The sequence below is a fragment of the Blautia sp. MB18-30 genome, assembly GCF_023669475.1.
GTDB lineage: Bacteria > Bacillota > Clostridia > Lachnospirales > Lachnospiraceae > Blautia_A > Blautia_A fusiformis.
Window position 1 is genome coordinate 1 of sequence record NZ_JAMOYY010000105.1, and the last position, 584, is coordinate 584.

General features: G+C 37.8%; 1 protein-coding gene and 1 pseudogene. Both read right to left on the minus strand.

From position 1 onward, the window contains the following. Nucleotides 1-444 (minus strand): helix-turn-helix domain-containing protein (locus tag NCY57_RS16735; RefSeq protein WP_250789885.1); only part of this gene is annotated, 444 nt, incomplete at its 3' end. After that, nucleotides 374-584, minus strand: a pseudogene (locus NCY57_RS16740) (IS607 family transposase); the annotation flags it as partial. The gene NCY57_RS16735 and the pseudogene NCY57_RS16740, both read right to left, overlap by 71 nt.

Below are 584 nucleotides of genomic sequence, written 5' to 3' on the forward strand. Positions count from 1 at the left end.
GTAACCTTTTTCTTTCAGCCTTACCCAGCCAAGTGTTGGGATCTTGATCCTGTGACGTTCACAGAGACAGTCTTTGGGATTATTCTTTACAAAATACATTTTTACATCAGATCTTCCTTTTTTCTTATATCTCGGGAAACTACTCTGATGATGAAAAAATCTTGAAAAAGCGGTACAGGCATTTTCGATTGCATTCTTTACCGATTTGGAACTGACTTCTCTGATCCAGAAATATTCCGGATGCCTTGGAAGGTATTCATTGTTCAGCCATACACTGAACGACTTGCCGCTCATAAATCTTTCACCGGCATCATAACGTTCTTTATTATGAAACAGGTAGAAATTATAAATATATCTGCATGTGCCGATTGTCTTATGTATTTTGATCTTCTGCTCTTCTGTAGGATCGATCTCTGTCTTGAAGCTCTTCAGCAATCTCCTCATCCTTTTCTATCTGTTTTTTATACTTACGAAGTCCATATAATCTACAGGAAAACACATGAAGGATGGAAATAATATCCTGTACAAGTTCTTCCTGTGGTGACAGTTCTTCATTGTTCACCACCAGTATCGTTGTGTGGAAT